Source organism: Streptomyces sp. NPDC101165, from assembly GCF_044768135.1.
Classification (GTDB): Bacteria; Actinomycetota; Actinomycetes; order Streptomycetales; family Streptomycetaceae; genus Streptomyces.
Map to the genome: position 1 here is coordinate 340103 of NZ_JBIWPG010000005.1, position 24298 is coordinate 364400.

The 24298-nt window shown below is 70.6% G+C and carries 21 protein-coding genes; 19 read left to right on the forward strand and 2 right to left on the reverse strand.

Features of this window, described 5'->3' with window-relative positions:
* Positions 1 to 18: 18 nt before the first annotated feature.
* Positions 19 to 2193, reverse strand: a complete 2175-nt coding sequence (locus ACIRVH_RS13080; protein WP_403951689.1) for an ATP-binding protein — start codon at positions 2191 to 2193, stop codon at positions 19 to 21.
* 171 nt (positions 2194 to 2364) lie between these two features.
* Here ACIRVH_RS13080 and ACIRVH_RS13085 point away from each other — a divergent pair, with 171 nt between their 5' ends.
* From ACIRVH_RS13085 to nusB, 13 genes are all read left to right on the forward strand, one after another.
* Positions 2365 to 2805, forward strand: coding sequence for a DUF948 domain-containing protein (locus ACIRVH_RS13085; protein WP_094220724.1), 441 nt, complete (start codon positions 2365 to 2367; stop codon positions 2803 to 2805).
* A gap of 7 nt (positions 2806 to 2812) precedes the next feature.
* Positions 2813 to 3166 carry a hypothetical protein gene (locus tag ACIRVH_RS13090; protein WP_403951692.1) on the forward strand — a complete coding sequence of 118 codons (354 nt, stop codon included), beginning with the start codon at positions 2813 to 2815 and terminating at the stop codon, positions 3164 to 3166.
* Positions 3166 to 5838 carry an alanine--tRNA ligase gene (alaS, locus tag ACIRVH_RS13095; protein WP_403951695.1) on the forward strand — a complete coding sequence of 891 codons (2673 nt, stop codon included), beginning with the start codon at positions 3166 to 3168 and terminating at the stop codon, positions 5836 to 5838. Before ACIRVH_RS13090 ends, alaS begins: the two co-directional genes overlap by 1 nt.
* 25 nt (positions 5839 to 5863) lie before the next feature.
* A complete protein-coding gene (gene ruvX, locus ACIRVH_RS13100) occupies positions 5864 to 6328 on the forward strand; it encodes a Holliday junction resolvase RuvX (RefSeq protein WP_403951696.1) in 465 nt (154 codons plus the stop codon).
* 122 nt (positions 6329 to 6450) lie between these two features.
* On the forward strand, positions 6451 to 8157 hold the full coding sequence (gene mltG, locus ACIRVH_RS13105) for an endolytic transglycosylase MltG (protein ID WP_403951698.1): 1707 nt from the start codon (positions 6451 to 6453) through the stop codon (positions 8155 to 8157).
* Positions 8138 to 8977 (forward strand): shikimate dehydrogenase, encoded by an 840-nt coding sequence (locus tag ACIRVH_RS13110; protein ID WP_403951700.1) that lies wholly within the window; start codon positions 8138 to 8140, stop codon positions 8975 to 8977. The genes mltG and ACIRVH_RS13110 overlap by 20 nt, the downstream gene beginning before the upstream one ends.
* A 177-nt stretch (positions 8978 to 9154) precedes the next feature.
* A complete protein-coding gene (aroC, locus tag ACIRVH_RS13115; protein ID WP_403951702.1) occupies positions 9155 to 10339 on the forward strand; it encodes a chorismate synthase in 1185 nt (394 codons plus the stop codon).
* Between the two features lie 32 nt (positions 10340 to 10371).
* Positions 10372 to 10854, forward strand: coding sequence for a shikimate kinase (locus tag ACIRVH_RS13120; protein ID WP_403951995.1), 483 nt, complete (start codon positions 10372 to 10374; stop codon positions 10852 to 10854).
* On the forward strand, positions 10851 to 11942 hold the full coding sequence (aroB, locus tag ACIRVH_RS13125; RefSeq protein ID WP_403951705.1) for a 3-dehydroquinate synthase: 1092 nt from the start codon (positions 10851 to 10853) through the stop codon (positions 11940 to 11942). Before ACIRVH_RS13120 ends, aroB begins: the two co-directional genes overlap by 4 nt.
* A 181-nt stretch (positions 11943 to 12123) precedes the next feature.
* Positions 12124 to 12987: a Pro-rich N-terminal domain-containing protein gene (locus tag ACIRVH_RS13130; protein ID WP_403951708.1), complete on the forward strand. Its 864-nt coding sequence runs from the start codon at positions 12124 to 12126 to the stop codon at positions 12985 to 12987.
* A gap of 170 nt (positions 12988 to 13157) precedes the next feature.
* Complete coding sequence (locus ACIRVH_RS13135) at positions 13158 to 14264, forward strand: aminopeptidase P family protein (RefSeq protein ID WP_403951710.1); 1107 nt, start codon at positions 13158 to 13160, stop codon at positions 14262 to 14264.
* Between the two features lie 56 nt (positions 14265 to 14320).
* Entirely contained in the window at positions 14321 to 14887 is a 567-nt protein-coding gene (gene efp / locus ACIRVH_RS13140; RefSeq protein ID WP_030048852.1) for an elongation factor P, read from the forward strand.
* A 2-nt stretch (positions 14888 to 14889) separates the two neighbouring features.
* Entirely contained in the window at positions 14890 to 15324 is a 435-nt protein-coding gene (gene nusB, locus ACIRVH_RS13145; RefSeq protein ID WP_403951713.1) for a transcription antitermination factor NusB, read from the forward strand.
* A gap of 227 nt (positions 15325 to 15551) precedes the next feature.
* Here nusB and bldD read toward each other — a convergent pair whose 3' ends face one another.
* On the reverse strand, positions 15552 to 16055 hold the full coding sequence (gene bldD / locus ACIRVH_RS13150; RefSeq protein WP_014671524.1) for a transcriptional regulator BldD: 504 nt from the start codon (positions 16053 to 16055) through the stop codon (positions 15552 to 15554).
* Between the two features lie 252 nt (positions 16056 to 16307).
* Between bldD and pyrR the strand changes: the two genes are divergently transcribed.
* The 6 genes from pyrR to carB all read left to right on the forward strand — a co-directional run bounded on the left by pyrR (position 16308) and on the right by carB (position 24273).
* Positions 16308 to 16880, forward strand: coding sequence for a bifunctional pyr operon transcriptional regulator/uracil phosphoribosyltransferase PyrR (pyrR, locus tag ACIRVH_RS13155; RefSeq protein ID WP_386574878.1), 573 nt, complete (start codon positions 16308 to 16310; stop codon positions 16878 to 16880).
* A 123-nt stretch (positions 16881 to 17003) separates the two neighbouring features.
* Positions 17004 to 17984 (forward strand): aspartate carbamoyltransferase catalytic subunit, encoded by a 981-nt coding sequence (locus tag ACIRVH_RS13160; RefSeq protein WP_097255769.1) that lies wholly within the window; start codon positions 17004 to 17006, stop codon positions 17982 to 17984.
* A gap of 5 nt (positions 17985 to 17989) precedes the next feature.
* On the forward strand, positions 17990 to 19276 hold the full coding sequence (locus ACIRVH_RS13165) for a dihydroorotase (protein ID WP_403951718.1): 1287 nt from the start codon (positions 17990 to 17992) through the stop codon (positions 19274 to 19276).
* Positions 19273 to 19833: a hypothetical protein gene (locus tag ACIRVH_RS13170; RefSeq protein WP_403951721.1), complete on the forward strand. Its 561-nt coding sequence runs from the start codon at positions 19273 to 19275 to the stop codon at positions 19831 to 19833. Before ACIRVH_RS13165 ends, ACIRVH_RS13170 begins: the two co-directional genes overlap by 4 nt.
* Complete coding sequence (gene carA / locus ACIRVH_RS13175) at positions 19830 to 20972, forward strand: glutamine-hydrolyzing carbamoyl-phosphate synthase small subunit (RefSeq protein ID WP_403951724.1); 1143 nt, start codon at positions 19830 to 19832, stop codon at positions 20970 to 20972. The genes ACIRVH_RS13170 and carA overlap by 4 nt, the downstream gene beginning before the upstream one ends.
* On the forward strand, positions 20965 to 24273 hold the full coding sequence (carB, locus tag ACIRVH_RS13180) for a carbamoyl-phosphate synthase large subunit (RefSeq protein ID WP_403951726.1): 3309 nt from the start codon (positions 20965 to 20967) through the stop codon (positions 24271 to 24273). Before carA ends, carB begins: the two co-directional genes overlap by 8 nt.
* Positions 24274 to 24298 lie beyond the last annotated feature (25 nt).

Here is a 24298-nt window from a genome sequence, read left to right on the forward strand (position 1 = left end):
CAGCCCCGGCGTAGCACTTCAGCCCGCCGTCTCCCCACCCTTCCGGGTGGGCGAGGCGGCGGGTTCGCGTTTCCCGGTGTCCCCGAGGGCCTGCGACACCGGCCCGCGCGGCGCCGGCAGCGCCTCCAGCGGCCGCACACCGCCGCCCCCCAGCGCCCGTGCCACGGCCGCGTCCCGGTCCAGCTCCGCCCCCTCGCGCACGCACTCCTCGTACCGCTCGTCGCCGAGCGCCTGCCGGGCCGTCGCCTCGCACAGCTCGTGCGGGGCGTTGTAGTAGGCGGAGCCGAACAGCGGCAGCCCCACCGACGGCCACATCCGGCCCGCGGCGCCCTGCAGGACCGCCGCCTCCGCCGGGTCGCCCTGGGCCGCCGTCACCAGGGCGAGCAGCTCCACGGACAGCACCGAGCCCAGCAGATCGTGGAAGGCGTGCGCGTTGTCCAGACAGTCCGCGAGCAGCTCGCGCGCGCCGGCCGGATCCCCGTCCCGCCAGGCCGCGTAGGCCAGCACGTACAGCGCGTACGACCGCGCCCAGCGCTCCCCGTGGTCCTCGCACACCCGGCGCACGTCCTCGCACAACCGCACGGCGTCCGCCAGGTCCCCCTGGAACGCCCGCGCCATCGCCAGCTCCACCTGGGCCATCAGCACGTTGCTGTTCAGCTCGCCGATCTCCTGGTAGCGGTCGAGGGCCGAGCGCAGCAGCGTTTCTGCGCGCGCCATGTCATCCGTGACCAGGGCCAGACAGCCGGTGCGGTGCTCCGCGTACGCCACCGCCGTCACGTCCGCGACCCGCTCCGCCTGCACCCGGCACTCCCGCAGCGCGGCCAGCGCCGGCACGGTGTCACCCTGCAGGATCGCCACATAGCCGAGCACCCACAGCGCCTTCAGCCGGGACTGCTCGTACTCCGAGTCCAGCTCCACGCTGCGCTCCAGCCAGCGCCGCCCCTCCGACAGCCGCCCGCAGCCCGCCCAGCAGAACCACAACGAGCCCGCCATGTACTGCCCCAGATGCGCCTCGTCCGGCTCGGTCAGACAGAACTCCAGGGCGGTGCGCAGGTTCGGCAGCTCGACCTCGACCCGCGCGGCCACCTCGCACTGCCGGGGTGAGAACCACTCCAGCTCGCACCAGGTCGCAAGGCCCAGGTACCAGTCGCGGTGCCGCCGCCGCAGCCGTACCGCGTCCCCCGTCGCCTCCAGCCAGTCGGCGCCGTAGGCCCGGACCGTGTCCAGCATCAGGTAGCGGGGGCCCGTCGGGGTCTCCTCGCGGGAGAGGACCGACTGCGCGAGCAGCTCCGTCAGCACGTCCAGGACGTCCTCGGCGTCCAGTCCGTCCCCGCTGCACACGTATTCGGCCGCCTCCAGATCGAAGGTCTGCGCGAACACCGAGAGCCGCGCCCACAGCAGCCGCTCGGCCGGTGTGCACAGCTCATGGCTCCAGCCGATCGCCGTACGCAGCGTCTGATGGCGGGGGAGAGCGTCCCGGCCGCCGCCGGTCAGCAGCCGGAACCGGTCGTCCAGCCGCTCCAGCAACTGCGCGGGGGACAGCGCCCGCAGCCGCCCCGCGGCCAGCTCCAGGGCCAGCGGGATCCCCTCCAGCCGGCGGCACAGCTCCCGCACCACCGGGCAGTCGCCCGTCTCCGGCCCGTGCTGCCGGGCCCGGTCCGTGAACAGCTCGACCGCCTCGTCCTCGGCGAGCGGGGCCAGCGGGAAGAGCCGCTCGCCGGTCAGCCCCAGCGGACGCCGCCCCACGGCCAGCACCCGCAGCTCCGGCAGTCTGCGCAGCAGCTCGGACACCAGGTCGGCGCAGGCCGCCACCAGATGCTCGAACCCGTCCAGTACCAACAGGAATCGGCGGCCGCCGAGCCGGTCGAGCAGGGTCTCCCGGGGTAACCGGGTGGTGTGGTCGGTCAGCCCCAGCGCCTCCACGACCGCGTACTCCACGAACTGCGGATCCCGAACCGGCGCCAGCTCGACCCTCGCCGAGGCGCGCCGCGCCGACCGGGCCGCCGCGGGGGCCGCCGCCCGTGCGGCCAGCCGGGACTTGCCCACGCCGCCGACACCGGTCACCGTCACCAGCCGGGCCGCCGCCATCGCCTCGGCCAGCGCGGCGAGTTCGGCCGAGCGCCCGACGAAGGCGGTGAGTTCAAGGGGTGGATAGCCGTCCGTGGAGGGGCCGGGGCGGTGAGGACCTCGCATGGGACACGGAGCGTACTGAACCGTGTTCATTCCGTACAATCGCTTCCCGCAACTCCGCCGTCCGCCGACCGTAATCCGGTACGGAGTCCCACCCGTGGCGCGATAGGCTCGGTGCACTGCTTATTCATGGTTCCGATGTTCAGAGCACGTTTCAGGGAGCGGGTGCGCACAGTGTCCGGTGGAGAGGTGGCCGGGATCCTGGTGGCCGTCTTCTGGGCGATCCTGGTCTCCTTCCTCGCCGTCGCACTGGCGAGGCTGGCCCAGACGCTCAAGGCGACCACCAAGCTCGTGGCGGACGTGACCGACCAGGCCGTCCCGCTGCTCGCCGACGCCTCCGCAGCCGTGCGCTCCGCGCAGACCCAGATCGACCGGGTCGACGCGATCGCCTCCGACGTCCAGGAGGTCACGTCGAACGCCTCCGCGCTCTCGACCACCGTCGCCTCCACCTTCGGCGGCCCGCTGGTCAAGGTCGCGGCCTTCGGCTACGGCGTGCGCCGGGCGATCGGCGGCCGCAAGGAGAACGTGCCCGCCAAGGAGCCCAGGCGTACCGTGATCGTGGGCCGCACGGTCCCGGCGGCCCGTAAGCGGAGCAACCGGGGAAAGAAGGACTGACCGAGCGATGTTCCGCCGTACGTTCTGGTTCACCACGGGTGTCGCCGCCGGTGTGTGGGCCACCACCAAGGTCAACCGCAAGCTGAAGCAGCTGACGCCCGAGAACCTCGCTGCGACCGCGGCCAACAAGGCCTTGGAGACCGGTCAACGCCTGAAGGACCGCGCGGTCGGCTTCGCGCTCGACGTCCGCGACAACATGGCGCAGCGGGAGGCCGAGCTGGAGGAGGTGCTGGGTATCCAGGAGAACCCCGAACTCCCCGCACCTCGGCAGTACACCGCCCTCGAGAACAGCGACAACCGCAGCAACCCGAAGTACATCGAAGCCCCGATGCACTCGTACAACCGGAATGAGGACCACTGATGGAGTCGGCCGAGATTCGCCGCCGCTGGCTGAGCTTCTTCGAGGAGCGCGGGCACACCGTCGTCCCTTCGGCGTCGCTCATCGCGGACGACCCGACTCTGCTCCTCGTCCCCGCCGGCATGGTGCCCTTCAAGCCCTACTTCCTGGGTGAGGTCAAGCCGCCGTTCCCGCGCGCCACCAGCGTGCAGAAGTGCGTGCGCACACCCGACATCGAAGAGGTCGGCAAGACCACGCGCCACGGCACGTTCTTCCAGATGTGCGGCAACTTCTCCTTCGGTGACTACTTCAAGGAAGGCGCCATCAAGTACGCCTGGGAGCTGCTCACCACGCCCCAGGACAAGGGCGGTTACGGCCTGGAGCCCGACCGTCTGTGGATCACCGTCTACAAGGACGACGACGAGGCCGAGCGCATCTGGCACGAGGTCGTCGGCGTGCCGAAGGAGCGCATCCAGCGCCTCGGCATGAAGGACAACTACTGGTCCATGGGCGTCCCCGGCCCGTGCGGCCCCTGCTCCGAGATCAACTACGACCGCGGCCCCGAGTTCGGCGTCGAGGGCGGCCCCGCCGTCAACGACGAGCGGTACGTGGAGATCTGGAACCTCGTCTTCATGCAGTACGAGCGTGGCGAGGGCATCGGCAAGGACAACTTCGAGATCCTCGGGGACCTGCCGAGCAAGAACATCGACACCGGCCTCGGCCTGGAGCGTCTCGCCATGATTCTGCAGGGCGTGCAGAACATGTACGAGATCGACACCTCCATGGCCGTCATCGACAAGGCCACCGAGCTGACCGGTGTGCGCTATGGCGACGCCCACGGCTCGGACGTGTCCCTCCGCGTGGTCACCGACCACATGCGCACGGCCACGATGCTCATCGGCGACGGCGTCACCCCCGGCAACGAGGGCCGCGGCTACGTCCTGCGCCGCATCATGCGCCGCGCCATCCGCAACATGCGTCTGCTGGGCGCCACCGGTCCGGTCGTGCTCGACCTGGTCGACACCGTCATCCGGATGATGGGCCGGCAGTACCCGGAGCTGGTCACCGACCGCGAGCGCATCGAGAAGGTCGCCCTCGCCGAGGAGAACGCCTTCCTGAAGACGCTGAAGGCCGGCACCAACATCCTCGACACCGCCGTCACCGAGACCAAGCAGTCCGGCTCCACGACCCTGCCCGGCGACAAGGCGTTCCTGCTCCACGACACCTGGGGCTTCCCGATCGACCTCACCCTCGAGATGGCCGCCGAGCAGGGGCTGTCCGTGGACGAGGAGGGCTTCCGCCGCCTGATGAAGGAGCAGCGGGAGCGCGCCAAGGCCGACGCCCAGGCCAAGAAGACCGGCCACGCCGACATGGGCGCCTACCGCGAGATCGCCGACTCCGCCGGCGAGACCGACTTCATCGGCTACGGCGACACCGAGGGCGAGACCACGATCGTCGGCCTCATGGTCGACGGCGTCTCCTCCCCGGCCGCCACCGAGGGCGACGAGGTCGAGGTCGTTCTCGACCGCACCCCGTTCTACGCCGAGGGCGGCGGCCAGATCGGCGACACCGGCCGGATCAAGGTCGACTCCGGTGCCGTGATCGAGATCCGCGACTGCCAGAAGCCGGTCCCGGGCGTGTACGTCCACAAGGGCGTCGTCCAGGTCGGCGAGGTCACGGTCGGCGCCAAGGCCCACGCCTCCATCGACGCCCGCCGTCGCAAGGCCATCGCCCGCGCCCACTCGGCCACCCACCTGACCCACCAGGCTCTGCGCGACGCCCTCGGCCCGACGGCCGCCCAGGCCGGTTCCGAGAACCAGCCCGGCCGCTTCCGCTTCGACTTCGGCTCCCCGTCCGCCGTTCCGACGGCCGTGATGACCGACGTAGAGCAGAAGATCAACGAGGTGCTCGCCCGCGACCTCGACGTGCACGCCGAGGTCATGGGCATCGACGAGGCCAAGAAGCAGGGTGCCATCGCCGAGTTCGGCGAGAAGTACGGCGAGCGCGTCCGCGTCGTGACCATCGGCGACTTCTCCAAGGAGCTGTGCGGCGGCACGCACGTGCACAACACCGCCCAGCTGGGCCTGGTGAAGCTGCTCGGCGAGTCCTCCATCGGCTCCGGTGTCCGCCGTATCGAGGCGCTGGTCGGCGTCGACGCCTACAACTTCCTCGCCCGCGAGCACACGGTCGTCCACCAGCTGACCGAGCTGCTCAAGGGGCGCCCGGAGGAGCTGCCGGAGAAGATCTCCTCGATGCTCGGCAAGCTGAAGGACGCCGAGAAGGAGATCGAGAAGTTCCGCGCCGAGAAGGTGCTGCAGGCCGCCGCCGGTCTCGTCGAGTCCGCCAAGGACGTCCGCGGTGTCGCCGTCGTCACCGGCCGGGTCCCGGACGGCACCACGCCGGACGACCTGCGCAAGCTGGTCCTCGACGTGCGCGGCCGCATCCAGGGCGGCCGGGCCGCCGTGGTCGCCCTGTTCACGGTCAACAACGGCAAGCCGCTGACCGTCATCGCCACCAACGAGGCCGCCCGCGAGCGCGGTCTCAAGGCCGGTGACCTGGTCCGTACCGCCGCCAAGACGCTCGGCGGCGGCGGTGGCGGCAAGCCGGACGTCGCCCAGGGCGGCGGCCAGAACCCGGCTGCCGTCGGCGAGGCCGTGGAGGCCGTCGAGCGACTCGTCACCGAGACCGCCAAGTGACAGTGAAGTAAGGAAACGGTCGGAAATGCGCAGAGGACGCCGACTCTCGATCGACGTCGGGGATGCCCGGATCGGGGTCGCCTCGTGCGACCCCGATGGGATCCTCGCCACTCCGGTGGAGACCGTCCCCGGCCGGGACATCCCGGCAGCCCACCGCCGGCTCAGGCAGCTGGTGGAGGAGTACGAACCGATCGAGGTCGTCGTCGGACTCCCTCGCTCCCTCAAGGGGGGCGAGGGCCCGGCCGCGCAGAAGGTACGCGCCTTCGTCCAGGAGCTCGCCAAGGGCATCGAGCCCGTTCCGGTCCGGCTGGTCGACGAGCGGATGACGACCGTGACGGCCAGTCAGGGACTGCGCGCCTCGGGGGTGAAATCCAAGAAGGGCCGGGCCGTCATCGACCAGGCAGCAGCCGTCATCATCCTGCAGCAGGCCCTGGAATCCGAACGGGTGTCAGGTAAAGCACCCGGCGAGGGCGTCGAAGTGGTCATCTGATCGCGATACGGTAACGTTCCGCGCGATGCGGCGGTGTTCGAACAGCCGCCGCACAGCAAGAGGCGGAACGGGAGCCGGTCCACCGGCCATGCGACCGTCGGCCTCGCGGCTCTAGGGGATCGATGACTGAGTATGGCCGGGGCCCTGGCTCCGAACCGTGGCATCCGGAGGACCCGTTGTACGGGGACGGCGGATGGGGAGGACAGCAGGCCCACGTCGGCCAGCAGTCCCCCTACGGCGGCCAGCCACAGCAGCAGTACCCGCAGCCGCAGTACGGCGACTGGACCCAGGGGCAGCAGTCCGGGTACGACCAGCAGCAGCACCAGTACTACAACGAGCAGGGGCAGCAGCAGTACGGCCAGCAGTACACCGGTCAGGACCAGCAGTACGCGGTGCAGACACCGCAGCAGTACCAGCACCAGGGTGGTTGGGACGCGTCCGGCACGCGCGGCCAGGTGCCCTACACGCCCGACCCCGGCGACCCGTACGGCCAGCAGTCCGCGGCCTATGGCGGGGAAGCTCCCGATTTCTACGGCACCGAGGACGCCTACCCGCCGCCGGTGCCGCCCAGCCGCAGGCGTCCCGAGTCGAAACCGGAGCCGGACCCCGAGACCGGCTGGGACCCGGGCGAGGACCAGGGCGAGCATGCCTTCTTCGCCGGAGGCGGCGATGACGACGATGTCGACGACGAGGCGGACAGCCGGTCCGGCCGTGGCGAACGGCGCGGCAAGAAACCGGTCAAGAGCAAGAAACGGCGCACCGGCTGCGCCTGCATGGTGGTCGTTCTGGTCTTCGGCGGCGGCCTCGGCACGGTCGGCTACTTCGGCTACAAGTACTACCAAAATCGTTTCGGCCCGGCCCCGGACTACGCGGGCAGCGGCAACGGCGAACAGGTCACGGTCACCATCCCGAAGGGCGCCGGCGGCTGGGAGATCGGTGCGAAGCTGAGGGAGGCGGGCGTCGTCGAGAGCGCGGACGCGTTCGTCTCCGCGCTGCAGGCGAACCCCAAGGGCAAGGGGCTCCAGGAAGGCGTCTATACGCTGGAGAAGCAGATGTCCGCCGCCAGCGCCGTGCAGCTGATGCTCGACCCGAAGAGCCAGAACAATGTGATCGTCACGCCCGGCGAGCGCAACGCCGGTGTCTACGCGGCGATCGACAAGAAACTCCAACTGTCCACCGGCACCACCCGGAAGCTCGCCAAGCAGGAATACAAGAAGTTCGGTCTGCCGAGCTGGGCGCAGAGCAGCAGTGAAGTCCAGGACCCGCTGGAGGGCTTCCTGTTCCCGGGAACCTATGCGGCCGCGAAGGGCATGAAGCCCGACACGATCCTGAAGCAGATGGTCACCCAGGCCAAGGAGAGGTACGCCGCCTACGACCTGCCGTCGAAGGCGAAGGCGCTGGGCCTGAACAACGCGTTCCAGCTCATCACGGTCATGAGCCTGGTCCAGGCCGAGGGCAAGACGCACGACGATTTCCGCAAGATGGCGGAAGTGGTCTACAACCGCCTCAAGCCCACCAACACCGAGACGAACCAGCTGCTCCAGTTCGACTCGACGTACAACTACCTCAAGGGCACGAGCAACATCCACATCTCCGAGAAGGAGATCAACAGCAACCAGAGCCCGTACAACACGTACACCCACAAGGGCCTTCCGCCCGGTCCTATCGGCAACCCCGGTGAGGACGCCATGAAGGCGGCACTGAATCCGACGCACGAGGGCTGGATGTATTTCGTGGCGACCGACGGTGTGAACAACACCGAATTCGCCAAGACCAACGACGAATTCGAAAAGCTCAAGGAAAAGTTCAATGCCTCCTCGGGCAACTGACGCCCGCCGGGCTGCTGTGCTCGGTTCGCCCATCGCCCACTCCCTCTCCCCGGTGCTGCACCGGGCGGCCTACGATGCACTAGGACTCACCGACTGGTCGTACGGCCGCTTCGAGATCGACGAGGCCACCCTGCCCGGCTTCATCGAGAAGCTCGGGCCGGAGTGGGCGGGGCTGTCGCTGACCATGCCGCTGAAGCGGGCGGTCATCCCGCTGCTGGACGAGATCAGCGAGACGGCAGCGTCGGTCGACGCCGTCAACACCGTGGTCTTCACCGAGGACGGCCGCCGCATCGGCGACAACACCGACATCCCGGGCATGGTGGCCGCGTTGCGCGAGCACGGCATCGAGCAGGTCGACTCCGCGGCGATCCTCGGCGCCGGCGCCACCGCCTCCTCGGCGCTGGCCGCGCTCGCCCGGATCTGCACCGGTGAGGTCGTCGCCTACGTCCGCAGCGAGGCCCGTGCCGCCGAGATGCGCCAGTGGGGCGAGCGGCTCGACGTGGACGTCCGTACGGCGGACTGGGACGACGCGCAGGAGGCCCTGAAGGCGCCCCTGGTGATCGCCACCACCCCGGCCGGCACCACCGACGCCCTCGCCACCGCCGTACCCGAGCGCCCCGCCACCCTCTTCGACGTGCTCTACGACCCCTGGCCCACCGACCTGGCGGCCCGCTGGTCCATGTTCGGCGGCGCCGTGGTCAGCGGCCTCGACCTGCTGGTCCACCAGGCCGTTCTCCAGGTCGAGCAGATGACCGGCCGCTCCCCGGCCCCCCTGGAGGCCATGCGGCACGCAGGCGAGAAGGCGCTCGCCGCGCGCTGAACGGCTGCTTCCGTTCCGCCGCTGCGTCCCGCCTGCTGGACCAGCGGCCGGATACCGCCCCCGGACGTGGGATGATCGGAGGTGGCGGACCGGGGTCGCGCACCCGGTGGCGCCGTCGCCGTACGCGAGGACGCGCGTACCCAGGGCAGTACCGGGCGCGAACACTGAGGAGCACCGTTGAGCAGGCTGCGTTGGCTGACCGCGGGGGAGTCCCACGGTCCCGCACTTGTCGCGACGCTGGAGGGGCTTCCCGCCGGCGTGCCGATCACCACGGAGATGGTGGCGGACCACCTGGCACGGCGGCGGCTCGGCTATGGCCGCGGTGCGCGGATGAAGTTCGAGCGTGACGAGGTCACCTTCCTGGGTGGCGTCCGGCACGGCCTCACCCTCGGCTCCCCGATCGCGGTCATGGTGGGCAACACCGAGTGGCCCAAGTGGGAGCAGGTCATGGCGGCCGACCCCGTCGACCCCGAGATCCTCGACGGCCTCGCCCGCAACGCGCCGCTGACCCGCCCGCGGCCCGGCCACGCCGACCTCGCCGGCATGCAGAAGTACGGCTTCGACGAGGCCCGGCCGATCCTGGAGCGCGCCTCCGCCCGCGAGACCGCCGCGCGCGTGGCGCTCGGCGCCGTCGCCCGCTCCTACCTGAAGGAGACGGCCGGCATCGAGATCGTCTCCCACGTCGTCGAGCTGGCCTCCGCCAAGGCCCCGTACGGCGTCTACCCGACCCCGGCCGACGTCGAGAAGCTGGACGCCGACCCGGTGCGTTGCCTTGACGCCGACGCGTCGAAGGCGATGGTCGCGGAGATCGACCAGGCCCACAAGGACGGCGACACGCTCGGCGGCGTGGTCGAGGTGCTCGCCTACGGCGTCCCGGTCGGCCTGGGCTCGCACGTGCACTGGGACCGCAGGCTGGACGCCCGGCTCGCCGCCGCCCTCATGGGCATCCAGGCGATCAAGGGCGTCGAGGTCGGCGACGGCTTCGAGCTGGCCCGGGTGCCCGGCTCCAGGGCGCACGACGAGATCGTCAGCACCCCCGAGGGCATCAAGCGGTCCAGCGGGCGCTCCGGCGGCACCGAGGGCGGCCTGAGCACCGGCGAGCTGCTGCGTGTGCGCGCCGCGATGAAGCCGATCGCGACCGTGCCCCGGGCCCTGCAGACCGTCGACGTCTCCACCGGCGAGGCCACCCAGGCCCACCACCAGCGCTCCGACGTGTGCGCGGTCCCGGCCGCCGGCATCGTCGCCGAGGCCATGGTGGCGCTCGTCCTGGCAGACGCCGTCGCGGAGAAGTTCGGCGGCGACTCCGTCCCCGAGACGCGGCGGAACGTGCAGTCGTACCTCGACCACCTCGCCATCCGGTGACCGCCGTGCCTGCGGTCGTACTGGTCGGCCCGATGGGCGTGGGCAAGTCCACCGTCGGGCAGCTGCTGGCCGAGCGGCTCGGGGTCGTCTACCGGGACACCGACGACGACATCGTCGCCGCCGAGGGCCGGACCATCGCCGAGATCTTCGTGGACGACGGCGAGTCCGCCTTCCGCGCGATCGAGAAGTGTGCGGTGCGCACCGCGCTCGCCGAGCACGAGGGCGTCCTCGCGCTCGGCGGCGGGGCGATCCTCGACGCGGACACACGAGCGCTGCTCGCCGGGCACCGGGTGGTCTACCTCTCCATGGACGTGGAGGAGGCGGTCAAGCGCACCGGCCTGAACGCGGCCCGCCCGCTGCTCGCGGTCAACCCGCGCAAGCAGTGGCGCGAGCTGATGGAGGCCCGCCGTCACCTGTACGAGGAGGTCGCCACCGCGGTCGTGCCGACCGAGGGCCGTACCCCCGAAGAGGTCACCCAAGCAGCGCTGGACGCACTGGAGTTGAAGGAAGCATGAGCGAGGCAGTCACCCGGATCCAGGTCGCCGGCACCGCGGGCACCGACCCGTACGAGGTGCTGGTCGGCCGGCAACTCCTGGGCGAGCTGGCCGGGTTGATCGGTCCGAGGGCCAAGCGCGTCGCGGTGATCCATCCCGAGGCGCTCGCCGAGACCGGCGACGCTCTGCGCGCCGACCTGGCCGAGCAGGGCTACGAGGCCGTCGCCATCCAGGTGCCCAACGCGGAGGAGGCCAAGACCGCCGAGGTCGCCGCCTACTGCTGGAAGGCGCTGGGCCAGTCCGGCTTCACCCGCACCGACGTCATCGTCGGCGTCGGCGGCGGCGCCACCACGGACCTCGCCGGGTTCGTGGCCGCGACCTGGCTGCGCGGGGTGCGCTGGATCGCCGTCCCGACCACCGTGCTGGCCATGGTGGACGCGGCGGTCGGCGGCAAGACCGGCATCAACACCGCCGAGGGCAAGAACCTGGTGGGCGCGTTCCACCCGCCGGCCGGCGTTCTGTGCGACCTGGCCGCGCTGGACTCCCTCCCGGTCAACGACTACGTCTCCGGGCTCGCGGAGATCATCAAGGCCGGCTTCATCGCCGACCCGGTGATCCTCGACCTCATCGAGGTCGACCCCGAGGCCGCCCGCACTCCGGCCGGCCCGCACACGGCCGAGCTGATCGAGCGTTCGATCCGGGTCAAGGCGGACGTCGTCTCCTCCGACCTGAAGGAATCCGGGCTCCGGGAGATCCTGAACTACGGCCACACGCTCGGCCACGCGATCGAGAAGAACGAGCGCTACAAGTGGCGGCACGGCGCGGCGGTCGCGGTCGGCATGCACTTCGCCGCCGAACTGGGCCGTCTGGCGGGCCGGTTGGACGACGCGACGGCGGACCGTCACCGCACCGTCCTCGAGTCGGTCGGCCTGCCGCTGCACTACCGCTACGACCAGTGGCCCAAGCTGCTGGAGGCGATGAAGGTCGACAAGAAGTCCCGCGGTGACCTGCTGCGCTTCATCGTCCTGGACGGGCTGGCGAAGCCGACCGTGCTGGAGGGCCCGGACCCGGCCGTCCTCCTCGCCGCCTACGGAGAAGTGGGCCAGTAGGAAGTGGTCCGGTAAGTCCCCTGCTGCTCCCTTCCGCCCGATTCCCCTTCCGGGCCGGGCACTTCGGACCGCCCCCGGTCGTTTCACCAAACGACGACCGGGGGCGGTACCGTTCGCTAGGGAGCGGGCTCCGTACCCGCCTGCCAGCGCCAAATGTGTGTACGAGACGGAGTGGCAACGGATGCAGCACGCAGTGGGGTCTCCGCTGCCGCCGCCCCACCAGCCGGGGCAGGGACCGCACACCGGCTGGGCGTCGGCCGCACACCACGCGGGAGCCCCACAGGGTCCCGCACCCGTGCCCCCGCCGCCACCCGGCTACCCCGGAGTCGGACCGGGATCCGTACCCCCGTCCGCCCCCCTGCCCGTGCCTCCGCAGCACGCCCCCGCCCCGCCGCCCGACACGACCGGTCATGTACCGCTGCCGCCCGGCGGTCCGGTCGGTGTGCCCACCGCGCCACCGGCCGCGGCCGCCGTCCCGGACCCGACGACCACCACCCTGGCGGTCCTGCTGATCGGTCCCGCGGGCGCGGGCAAGACGAGCGTGGCCAAGTACTGGGCGGACCACCGCCGGGTGCCCACCGCCCACATCAGCCTGGACGACGTACGCGAATGGGTCCGCGCGGGCTACGCGAACCCGCAGTCCGGGTGGAACGACAACTCCGAGGCCCAGTACCGCCTGGCCCGCCGCACCTGTGGCTTCGCCGCCCGGAACTTCCTGGCCAACGGCATCTCCTGCATCCTCGACGACGCCGTCTTCCCGGACCGCCCCGTCGTGGGCCTCGGTGGCTGGAAGCGGCATGTCGGCCCCGGCCTGCTCCCGGTCGTCCTCCTCCCGGGCCTCGACATCGTCCTGGAGCGCAACGCCGAGCGCACCGGCAACCGCCGCCTCACCGACGAGGAGGTGGCCCGCATCCACGGCCGCATGGCCGGCTGGTACGGCTCGGGCCTCCCGATCATCGACAACTCCCAGCTGGACGTCCCCGGCACGGCCCAAGTGCTGGACGACGTCCTGACCAGGGCCATCGCGAGCCCTCCTAGCTGGTAGGCGAGGGGCGACCGGTCCCGCCCCGAGGGGCGCGGGGCTGCATCGACGTGCGGCTCCGCCGCGTGGGCGCGGTCGACCCCCACCGGCCCACACCCGGAAACACCACCGAACCCACCCCACTCGGCCCCCATCAACCAGCGCAAGCCGGACAAAACTCCTACGATCATCTCATGTCAGAGGTGTACGCGACCCGCCGAGCCCAGCTCAGGGAACGCTGCAACGCGGCCGGCACCGCAGCAGCGCTCATCTCGCGCCCTGCCAACGTGCGCTATCTCGCCGGTGCAGCCCCACAGGGCTCCGTGCTGCTGCTGGGCAAGAACGAGGACCTGCTGGTCTGTGCCGGCCCGCTGGACGACCGGCCGACCGAGGGCCGTCCCGACGAGGCGCTGACCGTGCATGTCCTGCCCTCGCCGGGCGGCGACCCCGCGGCCACGGCAGCCGGCCTCGTCGCAGTACAGGGCGCCGAATCCCTCGCGGTGGAGGAACACCACCTCACCGTCGCCCGCCACCGGGCCCTGTCCTCCGTCGCCCCCAAGCTGCGCCTCGCCGACCTCGGCGGAGCCGTCGAGCAGCTCAGGGTCGTCAAGGACGAGGAGGAGATCTCCTGCCTGCGCATCGGCGCCGAGATCGCCGACCAGGCCCTCGGTGAGCTGCTGGAGTCCATCCTGGTCGGCCGCACGGAACGGCACCTCGCGCTGGAGCTGGAGCGGCGCCTGGTCGACCACGGCGCCGACGGGCCCGCGTTCGCGACCTCGGTCGCCACCGGCCCCAACTCCGGCCGCCGCGGCCACCGGCCCACCGACCGCCGCGTGGAGGAGGGCGACTTCCTCTCCGTCTGCCTGGGCGCCACCTACCGCGGCTACCGCTGCGAGATCGGCCGCACCTTCGTCATCGGCACCTCGCCCGCCGACTGGCAGATCGAGCTGTACGAGCTGGTTTTCGCAGCCCAGCGAGCCGGACGCGAGTCCCTGGCGCCCGGCGCCGCCTACCGCGAGGTCGACCGTGCCGCACGCCAGGTGCTGGGCTCCGCAGGCTATGCTGAGGCTCTGCCACTGCTGACGGGACACGGCGTCGGACTCGAAATCGACGAGGACCCGCAGCTGGCCCCTGCGTCCATGGGTAAACTGGACGCTTGCGTGCCGGTCACCGTCGAACCGGGGGTCCACCTCCCGGGCCGGGGCGGCGTCCGGATCGATGACACGCTCGTCGTACGCCCTGAGGCGGACGGCGGACCCGAGCTACTCACCATCACGACCAAGGAGCTGCTCGCGCTCTAGCCTCGCGCTGCGCGCGTGCCCCGGGGTCGTACGTCAGTCCAGGAGATTCCGCAACCGTGGCTTCCACGAACGACCTCAAGAACGGCATGGTGCTCAAGCTCGAAGGCGGCCAGCTCTGGTCCGTCGTCGAGTTCCAGCACGTCAAGCCCGGCAAGGGCCCGGCCTTCGTGCGCACCAAGCTCAAGAACGTGCTCTCCGGCAAGGTCGTCGACAAGACCTTCAACGCCGGCGTCAAGGTCGAGACGGCCACTGTCGACAAGCGCGACATGCAGTTCTCGTACATGGACGGCGACTACTTCGTCTTCATGGACATGGAGACCTACGACCAGCTGATGGTCGACCGCAAGGCCGTCGGCGACGCCGCCAACTTCCTCATCGAGGGCTTCACCGCCACCGTCGCGCAGCACGAGGGCGAGGTGCTCTTCGTCGAGCTCCCGGCCGCCGTGGAGCTCGTCATCCAGGAGACCGAGCCGGGCGTCCAGGGCGACCGCTCCACCGGTGGCACCAAGCCCGCCACCCTGGAGACCGGCCACCAGATCCAGGTCCCCCTCTTCATCACCACCGGTGAGAAGATCAAGGTCGACACCCGTACGAGCGACTACCTCGGCCGGGTGAACAGCTAACCGTGGCTGCCCGCAACACGGCCCGCAAGCGCGCCTTCCAGATCCTCTTCGAGGGCGACCAGCGCGGCGCCGACGTCCTGACGGTCCTCGCGGACTGGATCCGGCTGTCCCGGTCCGACACCCGGCAGCCGCCGGTGAGCGAGTACACGATGCAGCTGGTCGAGGGCTACGCGGAGCACGCGAGGCGCATCGACGAGCTGATCTCCCAGTACGCGGTGGGCTGGACGCTCGACCGGATGCCGGTCGTCGACCGGAACATCCTGCGTCTCGGCGCCTACGAGCTGATCTGGGTGGACGAGACTCCGGACGCCGTCGTCCTGGACGAGATGGTGCAGATCGCCAAGGAGTTCTCCACGGACGAGTCGCCCTCGTTCGTGAACGGCCTGCTCGGCCGGCTCAAGGAGCTGAAGCCGACGCTGCGCCGGGACGAGGCATAAGCGGTACGACAAACGCCGGAGGGCCCGCAGCGAGCGCATGCTGCGGGCCCTCCGGCGTTCTGTTGCCTGCACGCCGTGGAAGTGTCGCGAGAGGGCGGGTGCGGGCCCGCTGCGGCTGTTCGCGCCCACGCGGCGGAGCTGCACACGGACAAAAGCCGCCGGGGTGCCCCGAACCGTACGGTTCAGGCCACCCCGGCGGCACGTTTCTGCTCAGCTGCTGCAGGCGGTCAGGCCTCTTCGTGGGTGGCCACCGCGCGGCGCGCGTCCGCGTCCAGGACACCCCAGCTGATCAGCTGCTCGGTCAGGACCGAGGGGGACTGGTCATAGATGACGGCGAGGGTGCGCAGGTCGTCCTGGCGGATCGAGAGCACCTTGCCGTTGTAGTCGCCGCGCTGGGACTGGATGGTCGCCGCGTAGCGCTGCAGAGGGCCTGCCTTCTCGGCCGGCACGGTGGCCAGCCGCTCCAGGTCCAGGACCAGCTTCGGCGGCGGCTCGGCGGCGCCGCCCGGCGTGGTGCCCGGCAGGAGCTCCTGCACCGGGACGCCATAGAAATCGGCCAACTCGGCGAGACGCTGCACGGTCACGGCGCGGTCACCGCGCTCATATGAACCGACCACCACGGCCTTCCAGCGCCCCTGGGACTTCTCCTCGACACCGTGGAGGGAAAGGCCCTGCTGGGTGCGGATGGCCCGGAGCTTGGCCCCGAGCTGTTTGGCGTATTCGCTGGACATATAGCTCCCCGGACACTGTGTCGACGCGGTCGGCTGGGTTTCCCGCCGCGCGGCTGGTAACTCACTGTGAGGTTACGCAGCGTGACTCTCATGCGTCAAGCCGAACGGTCCACACCGACTCTTCCGTGCCAGTGCCGGCCGATTGCGCCAGGTGGGTGATCGACGCCCGCTCCGGACCTGCTACCGTGGATGGCGCAAATCCGACGTCCTTTAAGGTCCGTCCCGTGAGGCGGAGAAGGAGGTCCGTTTCGTATGGACTCGCACGCGAACCCGCATGCATCCGATGCGCGGCCCGTACTCGAAGGCCCCGACATCGCACGGGTGCTGACCCGTATCGCCCACGAGATCGTCGAGCGCGCCAAGGGCGCCGACGACGTGGTGCTCCTCGGCATTCCGACCCGGGGTGTCTTCCTCGCCCAGCGGCTCGCCGCCAAGCTGGAGCAGATCACCGACCGCAAGGTCCCCGTCGGCTCGCTCGACATCACCATGTACCGCGACGACCTGCGCATGCACCCGCCGCGTGCGCTGGCCCGCACCGAGATCCCCGGTGACGGCATCGACGGCCGCCTGGTCGTCCTCGTCGACGACGTGCTCTTCTCCGGGCGCACCATCCGTGCCGCCCTCGACGCCCTGAACGACATCGGGCGCCCGCGCGCGGTGCAGCTCGCGGTCCTGGTCGACCGCGGCCACCGCGAACTGCCCATCCGCGCCGACTACGTCGGCAAGAACCTCCCCACGTCGCTGCGGGAGACGGTCAAGGTCCAGCTCGCCGAGGAGGACGGTCGCGACACCGTGCTGCTCGGCGTGAAGCCGGCCGACCAGTAGCAAGTCGGGCGCGTACGGCCGCTTCGGCGTGCCGACACACGCACCGGTTTGCCCCACTGTGCCCTCTGGGGGGCATCTCCCAGACCCCCGGATCCCGATGAATTGCCTTACGGAGCCTGACAGATGCAGCGTCATCTCATCTCGGCCGCCGACCTCACCCGCGACGACGCCGTCCTGATCCTCGACACCGCCGAGGAGATGGCCCGGGTCGCCGACCGGCCGATCAAGAAGCTGCCGACCCTGCGCGGCCGCACCATCGTCAACCTCTTCTTCGAGGACTCCACCCGGACCCGGATCTCCTTCGAGGCCGCCGAGAAGCGGCTGTCCGCGGACGTCATCAACTTCTCCGCCAAGGGCTCCAGCGTGTCCAAGGGCGAGTCCCTGAAGGACACCGCGCAGACCCTGGAGGCGATGGGCGTCGACGCCGTCGTCATCCGGCACGGCGCCTCCGGAGCCCCCTACCGCCTGGCCACCTCCGGCTGGATCGACGCCGCCGTCATCAACGCCGGTGACGGCACCCACCAGCACCCCACGCAGGCCCTGCTGGACGCCTTCACCATGCGCCGCCGCCTGGTCGGCCGGGACGCCGGCCTCGGCCAGGACCTGGCCGGCAAGCGGATCACCATCGTCGGCGACGTCCTGCACAGCCGGGTCGCCCGCTCCAACGTCGACCTGCTGCACACGCTCGGCGCCGAGGTCACCCTCGTCGCGCCGCCCACCCTGGTGCCGGTCGGCGTCGAGACCTGGCCCTGCGAGGTGTCGTACGACCTCGACAGCACCCTGCCGAAGTCCGACGCGGTGATGATGCTCCGGGTTCAGCGGGAGCGCATGAATGCCGCCTTCTTCCCGACCGAGCGCGAGTACTCGCGGCGCTACGGCCTCGACGGCGAGCGCATGGCGAAGATGCCCGAGCACGCCATCGTGATGCACCCCGGCCCGATGGTCCGCGGCATGGAGATCACCGCCGAGGTCGCCGACTCCGAGCGCTGCACCGTCGTCGAGCAGGTCGCGAACGGCGTCTCCATCCGGATGGCCGTCCTGTACCTGCTGCTCGGTGGAAACGAGCCCGCCGTCACCCACACCCGCACCAACGAGGAGAAGTAAGACCCATGAGCAAGATCCTTATCCGTGGTGCGAAGGTGCTCGGCGGCGAGCCGCAGGACGTGCTGATCGACGGCGAGACGATCGTCGAGGTGGGCGCCGGACTCAGTGCCGAGGGTGCCGAGGTCGTCGAGGCCGCCGGCAAGGTGCTGCTGCCGGGTCTGGTCGACCTGCACACCCACCTGCGCGAGCCGGGCCGTGAGGACTCCGAGACCGTGCTGACCGGCACGCGCGCGGCCGCCTCCGGCGGCTACACCGCCGTGTTCGCCATGGCCAACACCTTCCCGGTCGCCGACACCGCCGGCGTGGTCGAGCAGGTCTACCGGCTCGGCCGGGAGCACGGCTACTGCGACGTCCAGCCCATCGGCGCCGTCACCGTCGGCCTGGAGGGCCGCAAGCTCGCCGAGCTGGGCGCGATGCACGAGTCGGCCGCCGGGGTCACCGTCTTCTCCGACGACGGCAAGTGCGTGGACGACGCCGTGATCATGCGCCGGGCGCTGGAGTACGTGAAGGCCTTCGGCGGTGTCGTCGCCCAGCACGCGCAGGAGCCGCGGCTCACCGAGGGCGCCCAGATGAACGAGGGCATCGTCTCGGCTGAGCTGGGCCTGGGCGGCTGGCCGGCCGTCGCCGAGGAGTCGATCATCGCCCGGGACGTGCTGCTCGCCGAGCACGTCGGCTCCCGGGTGCACATCTGCCACCTCTCGACCGCGGGCTCGGTGGAGATCGTCCGCTGGGCCAAGTCCCGCGGCATCCAGGTCACCGCCGAGGTCACCCCGCACCACCTGCTCCTCACCGACGAGCTGGTGCGTACCTACAACCCCGTCTACAAGGTCAACCCGCCGCTGCGCACCGAGCGGGACGTGTTCGCCCTGCGCGAGGCGCTCGCCGACGGCACGATCGACATCGTCGCCACCGACCACGCCCCGCACCCGCACGAGGACAAGGACTGCGAGTGGGCCGCGGCCGCCATGGGCATGGTCGGTCTGGAGACCGCTTTGTCAGTGGTTCAGGAGACCATGGTCGACACCGGGTTGCTGAACTGGGCCGGCGTCGCCGACCGCATGTCCGTCAAGCCGGCACAGATCGGACAGGCCACCGGGCACGGCCGTCCCGTCTCGGCTGGTGAGCCCGCCAACCTCACCCTCGTCGACACGGAATACCGTGGCTCGGTGGACCCCGCGGGCTTCGCCTCGCGCAGCCGCAACACCCCGTACGAGGGACGTGAGCTGCCGGGCCGTGTCACCCACACGTGGCTGCGGGGCAAGGCCACGCTCGTCGACGGGAAGCTCACGTGACACCTGTAATCCTGCTGGCCGAGGCGCAGAAGTCGGCCGAGGTCACCGACTGGCCCGCCCGCATCGGCTGGCTGATCGGCCTCGCCCTCTTCGTCGCGCTCATCTACTGGCTGATGCGCGAGGGCTGGAAGTGGCGCGGCACGCTCCAGGGCGACCTGCCCGAGCTGCCCAGCGCGCCGGAGGAGCCCGGCGAGGCCAGACTGACGATGAGCGGCCGCTACCACGGCTCGACCACGGCCGGGCAGTGGCTGGACCGCATCGTGGCCCACGGCCTCGGCACCCGCAGCCGGGCCGAGCTCACCCTCACGGACGCGGGCCTGGAGGTCGTACGCCCCGGGGCGACCGACTTCTTCGTCCCCACCGCAGCACTGCGCGGTGCCCGGCTCGACAAGGGCATCGCCGGCAAGGTCCTCACCGAGGGCGGCCTGCTGGTGGTGACCTGGGCCCTCGGGGACAAGCTGATCGACTCCGGCTTCCGCTCCGACCACGCGGCCGAGCACACCGAGTGGGTCGACACCCTCAACCAGATGACCAACGACACGGAAGGCGCACGATGACGACCTCCACCAGGGGAGCTGCCAAGGTTCCCGCCGTACTCGTCCTGGAGGACGGCCGCACCTTCCGCGGCCGTGCCTACGGGGCCGTGGGGGAGACCTTCGGCGAGGCCGTGTTCTCCACCGGCATGACCGGCTACCAGGAGACCCTCACCGACCCGTCGTACGACCGCCAGATCGTCGTCGCGACCGCCCCGCAGATCGGCAACACGGGCTGGAACGACGAGGACGACGAGTCGAGCCGCATCTGGGTCTCCGGCTACGTCGTGCGCGACCCCGCGCGCGCGGCGTCCAACTGGCGGGCCAAGCGCTCCCTGGACGACGAGCTGGTCGCGCAGGGCGTGGTCGGCATCTCCGGGATCGACACCCGCGCCCTCACCCGCCACCTGCGCGAGCGCGGCTCGATGCGCGCCGGCATCTTCTCCGGCGAGGCCGTCGCCCCCGAGGCCGAGCTGCTCGAGCGCGTGCAGGCCCAGCCGCACATGAAGGGCGCGAGCCTCTACGAGGAGGTCGCGACCGAGCAGGCGTACGTCGTCCCCGCGATCGGCGAGAAGCGCTTCACCGTCGCCGCCATCGACCTCGGCATCAAGGGCATGACCCCGCACCGCATGGCCGAGCGCGGCATCGAGGTGCACGTGCTCCCGGCGACGGCTTCCGTGGACGACGTCTACGCCGTCGCCCCGGACGGCGTCTTCTTCTCCAACGGCCCCGGCGACCCGGCCACGGCCGACGGCCCGGTGGCCCTCATGTCCGCCGTCCTGGAGCGCAGGACGCCGCTGTTCGGCATCTGCTTCGGCAACCAGATCCTCGGCCGCGCCCTCGGCTTCGGCACCTACAAGCTGAAGTACGGCCACCGGGGCATCAACCAGCCGGTCCAGGACCGTACGACCGGCAAGGTCGAGGTCACCGCGCACAACCACGGCTTCGCCGTCGACGCGCCGCTCGACAAGGTCAGCGACACGAAGTTCGGCCGCGCCGAGGTCTCGCACGTCTGCCTGAACGACAACGTCGTGGAGGGGCTGCAGCTGCTCGACCAGCCGGCCTTCTCCGTCCAGTACCACCCCGAAGCGGCAGCGGGCCCGCACGACGCCGCCTACCTGTTCGACCGCTTCGTATCCCTGATGGAGGGCCAGCGTGCCTAAGCGCACCGATATCCAGTCCGTCCTGGTCATCGGCTCCGGCCCGATCGTCATCGGCCAGGCCGCCGAGTTCGACTACTCCGGCACCCAGGCGTGCCGCGTACTCAGGGCCGAGGGCCTGCGCGTGATCCTCGTCAACTCCAACCCGGCGACGATCATGACCGACCCGGAGATCGCCGACGCCACCTACGTCGAGCCGATCACCCCCGAGTTCGTCGAGAAGATCATCGCCAAGGAGCGCCCCGACACCCTGCTGCCCACCCTGGGCGGCCAGACGGCCCTGAACACCGCCATCTCGCTGCACGAGAACGGTGTCCTGGAGAAGTACGGCGTCGAGCTGATCGGCGCCAAGCCCGAGGCGATCCACAAGGGCGAGGACCGCGAACTGTTCAAGGCCGTGGTCGAGGCCGTCAACACGAAGATCGGGTACGGCGAGTCCGCCCGCTCGGTCATCTGCCACTCCATGGACGACGTCCTCAAGGGCGTCGAGCAGCTCGGCGGCTACCCGGTCGTCGTCCGCCCGTCCTTCACCATGGGCGGCGCCGGCTCCGGCTTCGCGCACGACGAGGAGGAGCTGCGCCGCATCGCCGGTCAGGGCCTCACCCTCTCGCCGACCACCGAGGTGCTCCTGGAGGAGTCCATCCTCGGCTGGAAGGAGTACGAGCTGGAGCTGATGCGCGACAAGCACGACAACGTCGTGGTCGTCTGCTCCATCGAGAACTTCGACCCGATGGGCGTGCACACCGGTGACTCGATCACCGTCGCGCCCTCGATGACGCTGACCGACCGCGAGTACCAGATCCTGCGCGACATCGGCATCGCCGTCATCCGCGAGGTCGGCGTCGACACCGGCGGCTGCAACATCCAGTTCGCGGTGAACCCCGAGGACGGCCGGGTGATCGTCATCGAGATGAACCCGCGCGTGTCGCGCTCCTCGGCGCTCGCCTCCAAGGCGACCGGCTTCCCGATCGCCAAGATCGCCGCCAAGCTCGCCGTGGGCTACACCCTGGACGAGATCCCGAACGACATCACCCGGGAGACCCCGGCCTCCTTCGAGCCCACGCTCGACTACGTGGTCGTCAAGGCCCCGCGGTTCGCCTTCGAGAAGTTCCCGCAGGCCGACTCCACCCTCACGACCACCATGAAGTCGGTCGGCGAGGCCATGGCCATCGGCCGCAACTTCACCGAGGCCTTCCAGAAGGCGCTGCGCTCGCTGGAGAAGAAGGGCAGCCAGTTCACCTTCGTCGGCGAGCCCGGCGACAAGGAAGCGCTGCTGCGCGAGGCCGTGCGCCCGACCGACGGCCGGATCAACACGGTCATGCAGGCCATCCGCGCCGGCGCCACGCCCGAGGAGGTCTTCGAGTACACGAAGATCGACCCGTGGTTCGTGGACCAGCTCTTCCTGATCAAGGAGGTCGCGGACGAGCTGGACGCGGCGCCCGAGCTGACCCGCGAGCTGCTCGCCGAGGCCAAGCGGCACGGCTTCTCCGACCAGCAGATCGGTGAGATCCGCGGCCTGCGCGAGGACGTCGTCCGCGAGGTCCGGCACGCCCTCGGCATCCGCCCGGTCTACAAGACGGTCGATACCTGCGCCGCCGAGTTCGCCGCGAAGACGCCGTACTTCTACTCCTCCTACGACGAGGAGACCGAGGTCGCGCCCCGCGAGAAGCCCGCGGTGATCATCCTGGGCTCCGGCCCGAACCGCATCGGCCAGGGCATCGAGTTCGACTACTCCTGCGTCCACGCCTCCTTCGCGCTGTCCGACGCCGGGTACGAGACCGTGATGGTCAACTGCAACCCGGAGACCGTCTCCACGGACTACGACACCTCCGACCGCCTGTACTTCGAGCCGCTGACGCTGGAAGACGTGCTGGAGATCGTCCACGCGGAGTCCCTCGCCGGCCCGATCGCGGGCGTGGTCGTGCAGCTGGGCGGCCAGACCCCGCTGGGCCTCGCGCAGGCCCTGAAGGACAACGGCGTGCCGATCGTGGGCACCCCGCCCGAGGCGATCCACGCCGCCGAGGACCGCGGCGCCTTCGGCCAGGTCCTCGCCGAGGCCGGCCTGCCCGCTCCCAAGCACGGCACGGCCACCACCTTCGCCGGCGCCAAGGCCATCGCCGACGAGATCGGCTACCCGGTCCTCGTCCGGCCCTCCTACGTCCTCGGCGGGCGCGGCATGGAGATCGTCTACGACGAGACCCGCCTCGCCTCCTACATCGCCGAGTCGACCGAGATCAGCCCCTCCCGGCCGGTCCTCGTCGACCGCTTCCTGGACGACGCCATCGAGATCGACGTCGACGCCCTGTACGACGGCGAGGAGCTGTACCTCGGCGGCGTCATGGAGCACATCGAGGAGGCCGGCATCCACTCCGGCGACTCGGCGTGCGCCCTGCCCCCGATCACCCTCGGCGGCTTCGACATCAAGCGCCTGCGCGCCTCCACCGAGGCCATCGCGCGCGGCGTCGGGGTGCGCGGCCTGATCAACATCCAGTTCGCGATGGCGGGCGACATCCTGTACGTCCTCGAGGCCAACCCGCGCGCCTCCCGCACGGTCCCCTTCACCTCGAAGGCGACCGCGGTGCCGCTCGCGAAGGCCGCCGCCCGGATCTCGCTGGGCGCGACCATCTCCGAGCTGCGCGCCGAAGGCCTGCTGCCGCAGACCGGCGACGGCGGCGAGCTGCCGCTGGACGCGCCGATCTCCGTCAAGGAGGCCGTCATGCCGTGGTCGCGCTTCCGCGACATCCACGGCCGCGGTGTCGACACCGTCCTCGGCCCGGAGATGCGCTCCACCGGCGAGGTCATGGGCATCGACTCCGTCTTCGGCACGGCGTACGCCAAGTCGCAGGCCGGCGCCTACGGCCCGCTGCCCACCAAGGGCCGCGCGTTCATCTCGGTCGCCAACCGCGACAAGCGCTCGATGATCTTCCCGGCCCGCGAGCTGGTCGCGCACGGCTTCGAGCTGCTCGCCACCTCCGGCACGGCCGAGGTCCTCAAGCGCAACGGCATCCACGCCACGATCGTGCGCAAGCAGTCCGAGGGCACCGGCCCGAACGGCGAGCGGACCATCGTCCAGCTCATCCACGACGGCGAGGTCGACCTCATCGTCAACACCCCGTACGGCACCGGCGGCCGCCTCGACGGCTACGACATCCGTACGGCCGCGGTGGCCCGCTCCGTGCCGTGCCTGACGACCGTCCAGGCGCTCGCGGCGGCTGTCCAGGGCATCGACGCGCTCAACCACGGTGACGTGGGCGTCCGTTCGCTCCAGGAACACGCGGAACACCTGACCGCGGCCCGCGACTAGCAGCCCTGAGGGGGACACCGAAAAC

Bases quoted from the DNA above. Each gene is read 5' to 3' on its own strand.
- ACIRVH_RS13080 (WP_403951689.1), bottom strand. From the start codon at position 2,193: ATGCGAGGTCCTCACCGCCCCGGCCCCTCCACGGACGGCTATCCACCC.
- ACIRVH_RS13090 (WP_403951692.1), top strand. From the start codon at position 2,813: ATGTTCCGCCGTACGTTCTGGTTCACCACGGGTGTCGCCGCCGGTGTG.
- alaS (WP_403951695.1), top strand. From the start codon at position 3,166: ATGGAGTCGGCCGAGATTCGCCGCCGCTGGCTGAGCTTCTTCGAGGAG.
- ruvX (WP_403951696.1), top strand. From the start codon at position 5,864: ATGCGCAGAGGACGCCGACTCTCGATCGACGTCGGGGATGCCCGGATC.
- mltG (WP_403951698.1), top strand. From the start codon at position 6,451: ATGACTGAGTATGGCCGGGGCCCTGGCTCCGAACCGTGGCATCCGGAG.
- ACIRVH_RS13110 (WP_403951700.1), top strand. From the start codon at position 8,138: ATGCCTCCTCGGGCAACTGACGCCCGCCGGGCTGCTGTGCTCGGTTCG.
- ACIRVH_RS13120 (WP_403951995.1), top strand. From the start codon at position 10,372: ATGGGCGTGGGCAAGTCCACCGTCGGGCAGCTGCTGGCCGAGCGGCTC.
- aroB (WP_403951705.1), top strand. From the start codon at position 10,851: ATGAGCGAGGCAGTCACCCGGATCCAGGTCGCCGGCACCGCGGGCACC.
- ACIRVH_RS13130 (WP_403951708.1), top strand. From the start codon at position 12,124: ATGCAGCACGCAGTGGGGTCTCCGCTGCCGCCGCCCCACCAGCCGGGG.
- ACIRVH_RS13135 (WP_403951710.1), top strand. From the start codon at position 13,158: ATGTCAGAGGTGTACGCGACCCGCCGAGCCCAGCTCAGGGAACGCTGC.
- bldD (WP_014671524.1), bottom strand. From the start codon at position 16,055: ATGTCCAGCGAATACGCCAAACAGCTCGGGGCCAAGCTCCGGGCCATC.
- pyrR (WP_386574878.1), top strand. From the start codon at position 16,308: ATGGACTCGCACGCGAACCCGCATGCATCCGATGCGCGGCCCGTACTC.
- ACIRVH_RS13160 (WP_097255769.1), top strand. From the start codon at position 17,004: ATGCAGCGTCATCTCATCTCGGCCGCCGACCTCACCCGCGACGACGCC.
- ACIRVH_RS13165 (WP_403951718.1), top strand. From the start codon at position 17,990: ATGAGCAAGATCCTTATCCGTGGTGCGAAGGTGCTCGGCGGCGAGCCG.
- carA (WP_403951724.1), top strand. From the start codon at position 19,830: ATGACGACCTCCACCAGGGGAGCTGCCAAGGTTCCCGCCGTACTCGTC.